This is a genomic window from Nocardioides dubius, assembly GCF_039528155.1.
In the GTDB taxonomy this organism is placed as follows: domain Bacteria; phylum Actinomycetota; class Actinomycetes; order Propionibacteriales; family Nocardioidaceae; genus Nocardioides; species Nocardioides dubius.
Genome location: NZ_BAAALG010000008.1, coordinates 130,210 through 137,214, shown reverse-complemented (window position 1 = coordinate 137,214; position 7,005 = coordinate 130,210). Strand labels below are relative to the sequence as shown.

10 protein-coding genes are annotated in these 7,005 nt (G+C 71.5%); 6 read left to right on the top strand and 4 right to left on the bottom strand.

Annotation, left to right across the window (positions count from 1 at the left end):
- Nucleotides 1-18: 18 nt before the first annotated feature.
- The gene (locus tag ABD151_RS10575; protein ID WP_343994068.1) at nt 19-234 is read right to left on the bottom strand and encodes a hypothetical protein; all 216 of its coding nucleotides are present in this window, start codon (nt 232-234) and stop codon (nt 19-21) included.
- Between the two features lie 127 nt (nt 235-361).
- Here ABD151_RS10575 and ABD151_RS10570 point away from each other — a divergent pair, with 127 nt between their 5' ends.
- The 6 genes from ABD151_RS10570 (at nt 362) to ABD151_RS10545 (ending at nt 4,696) form a co-directional block, all read left to right on the top strand.
- Nucleotides 362-793, top strand: coding sequence for a hypothetical protein (locus ABD151_RS10570; RefSeq protein ID WP_343994066.1), 432 nt, complete (start codon nt 362-364; stop codon nt 791-793).
- A complete protein-coding gene (locus ABD151_RS10565; RefSeq protein ID WP_343994064.1) occupies nt 790-2,019 on the top strand; it encodes an NRAMP family divalent metal transporter in 1,230 nt (409 codons plus the stop codon). Before ABD151_RS10570 ends, ABD151_RS10565 begins: the two co-directional genes overlap by 4 nt.
- A complete protein-coding gene (locus ABD151_RS10560; protein ID WP_343994062.1) occupies nt 2,016-2,705 on the top strand; it encodes a hypothetical protein in 690 nt (229 codons plus the stop codon). The genes ABD151_RS10565 and ABD151_RS10560 overlap by 4 nt, the downstream gene beginning before the upstream one ends.
- Nucleotides 2,706-2,775: 70 nt before the next feature.
- A complete protein-coding gene (locus ABD151_RS10555; protein WP_343994060.1) occupies nt 2,776-2,988 on the top strand; it encodes a CsbD family protein in 213 nt (70 codons plus the stop codon).
- On the top strand, nt 2,985-3,707 hold the full coding sequence (locus ABD151_RS10550) for a hypothetical protein (RefSeq protein WP_343994058.1): 723 nt from the start codon (nt 2,985-2,987) through the stop codon (nt 3,705-3,707). The genes ABD151_RS10555 and ABD151_RS10550 overlap by 4 nt, the downstream gene beginning before the upstream one ends.
- The gene (locus tag ABD151_RS10545; RefSeq protein WP_343994056.1) at nt 3,704-4,696 is read left to right on the top strand and encodes a DNA topoisomerase IB; all 993 of its coding nucleotides are present in this window, start codon (nt 3,704-3,706) and stop codon (nt 4,694-4,696) included. The genes ABD151_RS10550 and ABD151_RS10545 overlap by 4 nt, the downstream gene beginning before the upstream one ends.
- A gap of 61 nt (nt 4,697-4,757) precedes the next feature.
- Here ABD151_RS10545 and ABD151_RS10540 read toward each other — a convergent pair whose 3' ends face one another.
- The 3 genes from ABD151_RS10540 to ABD151_RS10530 form a co-directional block, all read right to left on the bottom strand.
- A complete protein-coding gene (locus ABD151_RS10540) occupies nt 4,758-5,297 on the bottom strand; it encodes a Dps family protein (RefSeq protein ID WP_343994054.1) in 540 nt (179 codons plus the stop codon).
- A 48-nt stretch (nt 5,298-5,345) separates the two neighbouring features.
- A complete protein-coding gene (locus tag ABD151_RS10535; RefSeq protein ID WP_343994052.1) occupies nt 5,346-6,062 on the bottom strand; it encodes a histidine phosphatase family protein in 717 nt (238 codons plus the stop codon).
- A 92-nt stretch (nt 6,063-6,154) separates the two neighbouring features.
- Nucleotides 6,155-6,934: an SDR family NAD(P)-dependent oxidoreductase gene (locus ABD151_RS10530; protein ID WP_343994050.1), complete on the bottom strand. Its 780-nt coding sequence runs from the start codon at nt 6,932-6,934 to the stop codon at nt 6,155-6,157.
- Nucleotides 6,935-7,005 lie beyond the last annotated feature (71 nt).

The following is a 7,005-nucleotide window of genomic DNA, read 5'->3' as shown; positions in this document are numbered from 1 at the left end:
CGACCGCCGTCCCACCCCTCACTGGTCGCGGGCTGCTCCTGAGTGGGTCGCCGGGCCTTCGCGGGTCGCCCCGCCCTCCGAGCTCCAGTCGGCACCGGACTGCTCCTCACGCTGGGCGTCAGGTGCCTCCAGGCTGGGGTCGCTCACCGTGTCGGCGTCGACGCCCTTGCCCTGAGTGGTCTCGGTCTCTGCCTGAACGTCCGCGCCCCGATCAGAGCGCTGCGTCTCCTCCATGACTCTCCTCTCCGGCGGCGCGGTTCGTGACACGCGCCGTCTCCTCACCGCAGTACCCGATCCGCGTGCTCCCGATGCGGTTCGCGAACCGGCGATCACGATCGCCGCGAACGGGTACAGGCACGACATGCGCACAGTGGCACTTGCGGTGGCTGCGCTCCTCCTCGCTGCCTGCGGGGTGGTCGGGCAGCCCGATCAGGCATCCTGGCGCGAGAGCGCCCTCCAGACCGTCGAGGACACCTCAGCGGCTCTCGCAACCACCAGGACCGTCGTCCTCGAGCTCCGCAAGGACCACCTCCCCGAGCGCTACGCGATCACCGTGCTCGCGACCAAGGAGGAGGGGCTGGCCACGACCGAGGGCGGCCTGTCCAGCCTGCAGCCTCCGGACGCCGAGCGCGTGCGCTCCGAGCGGCTGCTCGCCCTGGTCGGCAGGGCGAGCGACGCCCAGCGCCAGGTGCGCACCCTGGTGGTCGCTGGCCAGGAGGTCCCGGGCTGGCTCCTCGACGAGCTGGACGGACTGATCCGCCTGCTCGACCGCACCGCGGAGGAGCTCTCGTGAAGCGGTATCTCGCCGTCGCGCTCGGGGTGCTGACCGCCATCGGCGGATTCGTCGACATCGGCGATCTGGTCACCAACGCCCAGGTCGGCGCACGCTTCGGCATGTCGCTCGGTCTCGTGGTCGTCATCGGCGTGCTCGGCATCTGCGTCTTCGCCGAGATGTCCGGGCGGATCGCCGCCGTCAGCCACCGGGCCACCTTCGACCTGGTCCGCGAGCGCCTCGGCCCCAGGATGGGGCTGCTCAACCTCTTCGGCTCGATGGCGGTGACGCTGCTGACCTTCATCGCCGAGATCGGCGGCGTCGCGCTGGCGCTCGCCCTGGTCACGTCCGTGCACCACCTGCTGATCATTCCCTTCGTCGCCCTGCTGCTCGCCGTCCTGCTGTGGCGGGCCCGGTTCTCCTTCCTGGAGAACGCGTTGGGGCTGCTCGGCCTGGTCCTGATCGTCTTCGCGGTCGCGCTGTGGCAGCTCGGGCCCGACTGGTCCGAGCTCGGCCGGCAGATGACCACCGCCGACAAGCCCGGCTCCGAGACCTGGGTCGACTACTCCTACTTCGCAGTGGCGCTCTTCGGAGCCGCGATGACCCCCTACGAGGTGTTCTTCTTCTCCAGCGGCGGCGTCGAGGAACGCTGGAAGGTCAAGGACATCGCGGTGATGCGGGCCAACGTCTTCATCGGCTTTCCCCTCGGCGGGCTGCTCTCGCTGGCGATCGCAGGCTCCGCTGCGGTAGCGCTGCAGCCGGCCGGGATCACCGTCGACAGCCTCGGCGAGGTCGGCCTGCCGGTGGCGATGGCGCTCGGCAAGATCGGCATCGCGCTGGCCATCGTCGGCTTCGTGGCCGCCACCTTCGGCGCGGCCTGCGAGACCGGCCTCTCGGTCGGCTACAGCCTGGCCCAGTACCTGGGCTGGCAGTGGGGCAAGTACGTGCGCCCCGACAAGGCCGGCGCCTTCCACGTCACGATGCTGGCGTGCACCCTGATCGGCGTCGGGGTGCTGATGACCGGGGTCGACCCGATCCTGGTCACCGAGTTCTCGGTGGTCTTCTCGGCGGTCGCCCTGCCGCTGACCTACTTCCCGATCCTCGTGGTCGCCAACGACCCCGACTACCTGGGAGAGCACGTCAACGGCCGTCTCGCCAACACACTCGGGTCGGTCTATTTGGTCCTGGTCTGTGTGGCGGCGGTGGCCGCGATTCCGCTGATGATCGCAACGGGGATGGGCCAATGACCGCAGAGATGGAGTGGGCGGACGGCGACTACGACGCCGCGCTGCACCTGCTGGACCGGCAGATCGTGGACGTCGACGGTCTGGCCGTAGGGAAGGCCGACGACGTCGAGTTGACCCCCGTCGACGACGACCTCGTGGTGACCGGCCTGCTGACCGGACCCGCCGCGCTGATCCCGCGTCTCGGCGGCCGGGCCGGTGGATGGCTGCTGCGCCACTACGCGGCGATCAAGGTCGCCCGGGCACACCCCACCGAGCCCGAGGCGGTCGACATCGCCCAGGTGGCGCGGGTGACCTCGCAGATCGAGCTCGCCGTCCCGCGGCGCGGCCTGCTCCGCTCCCGCGAGGACGGCATCCGCCGGCACCGGATCGGCGACCTGCTGGACGCCCCGGTCCGGCTGCCCGACGGCTCGCGTGCGGGCCGGGTGATCGATGTCCGCCTCGCCCAGCGGGCCGACTCGGGAGCCCTGGTGGTCTCCGCTCTGGTGGTCGATCGGCACAACGTCGGCGGTCTGCTCGGCTATGACCGCGCCCAGGTGGACGGCCCCGTCGCCGTGGCGGCCCTGGTGCGCTGGCTGCACCGCCGCGCGCGGCTCGTCGCCCTGCGGCATGCCGACGTCGACTGGCAGCGGCGCGAGGTCGTCGTCGACCTGCCCCGGCACGGCGAGCCGCTGACGCCGGCGAGGTAGCCGGACCACGTGTGCCGGCTCGGTGACTGGGTACCGCCTGGGTGTCCACCACCAACGAAGGAGGCCTCTCATGGGTTTCGATGACAAGATCCAGAACAAGGCGCAGGACCTCACCGGACGTGGCAAGGAAGCCGTCGGCGCAGCCACGGACAACGAGTCCCTGAAGTCGGAGGGTCAGGCCGATCAGGCCGAGGCCGGCATCAAGGGCAAGATCGAGGACCTCAAGGACAAGGCCAAGGAGGCCAAGGACGAGGTGACCAAGAAGGTCAACGACATCCTGTGATCGATCGGGCCGACGTCGGCCGGGCGGGCGCCGCGATGCGTGATGGCGCCGCCCGGCTCGGCGGCCGGCTGTTGTCCACCGCGACCAGCGGCGTCGCCAAGGCACGCAGCGCTGCCAAGCCACTGCATCCCCGCGGCGAGGTCTGGACGGCGCGCCTCGCCGCAGCACCCAATGTCGTGGCAGAGCCCGAGGTCGCGTGGCTCGGTGACGTGATCACCGACCGGGTCGAGGTCCGGGTCTCCACCGCCATCGGACTGCGGCCCGGCTGGCCCGACATCTCCGGGGTCGCCGTGCGCCTCCCCCTCGCCGATCGCCCTGCGGGCGGTCGGCATGTCGCGTTGAGCAAGGCCGATCTGCTCTTCGCCAGCACCGGCACCGGACCGCTGGGCCGGTTCCTGCTCGCGCCCACCCTGCACCCCGACCAGCACCCCCTCTCCACCCTGCTGCCCTACCGGGGCACCGAGCAGCCGGTGCTCTTCGCGCTGCGGCCCGCCGGCCCGCGCGTCGGCGGCGTCGCCCTGCAGTACGAGCTGGCCTTCGCCCACGGCACCGGGCCGTGGCAGGTCTGCGGACGCCTGCACCTGCAGGAGCAGGTTCCGCGCTCCCTGGAGTTCGACCCGATCGGCAACGTGCCGCCCGGGTTGACGCAGTACCGCTGGGTCCGGCTGCTGCGCAGCCCGGCCTACCGCGCCGCACGCCGCGAGCGACACCACCGATGACGCGGCTGCGGCACACCTCACCCGACCAACCCGGCTGGACCCGGCGCCGCAGCGGGCGCGGATTCCGCTACCTCGACGCCGACGGCGCCTCGGTGCCCGCCGAGGAGCGCGACCGGATCCAACAGTTGGCCATCCCACCGGCCTGGGAGGACGTCTGGATCTGCCCGCAACCGAACGGTCACCTCCAGGCGGTGGGCACCGACCAGGCCGGACGTCGTCAGTACCTGTACCACCCTTCCTGGCGCGAGCAGCGCGACGCCGAGAAGTTCGAGCGCTCCACCGAGCTGGGGAGGCGCCTGGGCCGCACCCGGAGCCGGGTGGCGGCCGATCTCGACACCGACGGCGTCCCGCTCGAGCGCGCCTGCGCGGCCGCGTTCCGCCTGCTCGACCTGGGCTGCTTCCGGGTCGGCAACGACATCTACGCCGACGAGCACGGCAGCTTCGGCCTGACCACCCTGGAGCGGCGCCACGTGCGCAAGCGCGGCGACGCCCTGGCCTTCCACTTCGTGGGGAAGTCCGGCGTCGAGCATCACCTGACGATCTCGGACCCGGAGTCCGTGGCGGCGCTCAGCGCGATGCGCCGGCGACGCAGCGACGATCCGTCGCTGCTGGCGTTCCGCGAGGGCCGGCGCTGGCGCGCCCTCAACTCGACGCTGGTGAACGCCTACATCAGCGAGGTCACCGGGCTCGGCGTCAGCGCCAAGGACTTCCGCACCTGGCACGCCAGCGTGGTGGCGGCCTCATCGCTGGCGATGAGCGGCGTCCAGACAGCCGCAGCGCGCCGGCGTCGTGCCATCCGGCAGGCGATGGACGATGCCGCCGCCCTGCTGGGCAACACGCCGACACAGGCCCGCACCTCCTACGTGGACCCGCGCCTGGTCGACCTCTACGAGGAGGGCAGCACGATGGATGCCCGGCTGGCCGCCCGGGCTGCGGGCGAGGCGATCTCACGACCCGCGGAGCTCGCGGTGCTGCGGCTCCTGGGCTGAGTGCACCGGGCAGGCGAACGGGCCACCGGGTCGTCCCAGTGGCCCGTTCGCGGTGCGGGTGTCAGTCGTTGCGCTTGTCGGTCAGCTCACCGGTCCGCAGCCGGCCGCCCTGGTCCTCCAGGTGGGCGCGGACGAACCAGTGGAAGAGCTCCAGCTTGTCGGCCTGGCCGATCAGCATGTCCTGGGTGACCGGGTCGAGCTCCTCCAGGGCGGTGATCCCGTCGCGGTGCGAGGTGACCATGCCCTGGTAGACGACGTCGAGTGCGGCCAGGTGCTCCTGGGTAGGCGCCCGGCCGATGTCGTAGTCGTTCCAGGTGCGCGCCTCGACCAGCGCGCCGGGGGTGCCCCACGGCGCACCGCCGAGGGTGGCGATCCGCTCCGCGGTGGCGTCCGCCATCGCACGGACCTCGTCGACCTGCGGGTCGATCATCTCGTGGACCGCGATGAAGTGCGGTCCGACCACGTTCCAGTGCACGTGCTTGAGCGTCAGCTGCAGGTCGTTGAGGGCGTGCAGGCGGCCCTGCAGGATGTCGATGATCGTGCGGGCGGTCCCTTCGTCGAGACCCGGCACGGTGTAGTTCAGGTTCGCATCGGTAGCCATGACCAGGCGGTACCCGGCACCGCCGTCGTCATGCATCCGAGCCGGAGATCAGCGGTAGGTGAGCCCGTCGCCCTCGAGGTGGGAGTGCTCGTTGAAGGAGACCACGCTGGTGCCGCGGCCACCCACCACGACCTTGGTCACCGAGGTGTTCACCACCACCTTGTTCAGCTGCGACCACAGGCTCGGCCGGGCGCCCTCCGGCTCCAGCAGCGAGGCGGCCACGGTGGCCACCGGGCCGCCCGAGGTGATCACCAGCACCGTGTCGGTGCGCTCCATGCCGAGCACGACCCGGCGCAGCGCGCGGTTGACCCGCTCACCGAAGGCCGCGAAGCTCTCCACGTACTCCGGGCCGGCGACGGCACCGCCGACCGCGGCATCAGCACCGCCGACCGCGGCACCCGCGGTGATCCAGCGGTCGGTGGCCATCTCGAACCAGGCCTGGAACTCAGCCCGCGTGGGCGACTCGCCCTCGAACGGCGCCGGCACCAGGTCCAGCATCGCCAGATGGTCGAACTCGTCCCAGCCGTCGTCGCTGCGGGCCGCGATCGCACCCCACCCCGCGCCGTCGCACAGTGCCTCGCAGGTCTCGCGGTGCCGACGCATCCCGCCGATCACCACCCGGTCCGGCTTCACGCCACGGCGCGCCATGGCCGCACCGAGGATCCGGCCCTGCTCCCATCCCAGGGGAGAGAGCACGTCGTAGTCATCGGTCCCCCACGACGCTTGGCCGTGGCGGACCAACAGCACCTGACCCATGGACGGCATCAGTTCCTCTGCCTCTGTGTGCGTGGGGCCACGCACGTTCGCCGTCGTCATTCTGTGGCATCAGCCACAGCGCATGGAGCGTTTCGGGAAAGTTACCGAGCGTTCAACTTCGCTGCCTGACGACGCATCACCGCGTCGTAGCGGTCCCGGTCGCCGGCCTTCAATGCGATCGCCGAGCGGGCAGCATCGTCGGGAACGATCACCTCGTCGCCACGCTCGACGGCGCTCAACACCTCGCGTGCGATCGCCTCGGCGCTGAGCGGCGAGCCGGCCACCAGGGAGCGCATCACCTCGGTCAGCGCGGTGTCGGCGCCCGCCACGTCGTCCATCAGGTTGGTCCGGAAGTAGGACGGCGCGACCACCGAGCAGGCGACGCCGTACTCGGCGAGCTCGTGGCCCGCGGTCTCGCTCAGGGCGACCACCGCGGCCTTGACCGCGTTGTAGGCGCCCATCCCGGCGGGGTGCACGAAGCCTGCCAGCGAGGCGACGTTGACGATCCGCCCCGAGCGCTGCTGCTTGAACAGGGGCACGAACTCGCTGAGCCCCGAGACCATCCCGAACAGGTTGATCTCGAAGATCCGCCGCCACTCCTCGACGCCGGCCACGTCGAGCCGCCCACCGCCGGCGATCCCGGCGTTGTTGACCAGGACGTCGAGGCCACCCCACTCCTGCTCCACCCACGCCCGGGCTGCGGCCCAGTCGCCGCCCGAGGTGATGTCGAGGGCGAGGTGCTGCGCCCGGGAGGCGACCCCGGCAGGGTCACGGTCGGTGGCCAGGACCAGGTCGCCGCGGGTCTCGAAGGCGTCGGCGAGCGCCGCCCCCAGACCCGACCCGGCACCGGTGATCAACACGCGTTGGGGAGTTCCGCTCATGCGGCGACCCTACGCGTCGGCCGCAGCGCAGGGCGTCGCGACAGGCTCGACCGACGGGCACCTGCCCCGGG

Coding starts and splice junctions, on each gene's coding strand:
- ABD151_RS10560 (WP_343994062.1), top strand. CDS start 2,016: ATGACCGCAGAGATGGAGTGGGCGGACGGCGACTACGACGCCGCGCTG.
- ABD151_RS10575 (WP_343994068.1), bottom strand. CDS start 234: ATGGAGGAGACGCAGCGCTCTGATCGGGGCGCGGACGTTCAGGCAGAG.
- ABD151_RS10545 (WP_343994056.1), top strand. CDS start 3,704: ATGACGCGGCTGCGGCACACCTCACCCGACCAACCCGGCTGGACCCGG.
- ABD151_RS10530 (WP_343994050.1), bottom strand. CDS start 6,934: ATGAGCGGAACTCCCCAACGCGTGTTGATCACCGGTGCCGGGTCGGGT.
- ABD151_RS10555 (WP_343994060.1), top strand. CDS start 2,776: ATGGGTTTCGATGACAAGATCCAGAACAAGGCGCAGGACCTCACCGGA.
- ABD151_RS10540 (WP_343994054.1), bottom strand. CDS start 5,297: ATGGCTACCGATGCGAACCTGAACTACACCGTGCCGGGTCTCGACGAA.
- ABD151_RS10535 (WP_343994052.1), bottom strand. CDS start 6,062: ATGCCGTCCATGGGTCAGGTGCTGTTGGTCCGCCACGGCCAAGCGTCG.
- ABD151_RS10570 (WP_343994066.1), top strand. CDS start 362: ATGCGCACAGTGGCACTTGCGGTGGCTGCGCTCCTCCTCGCTGCCTGC.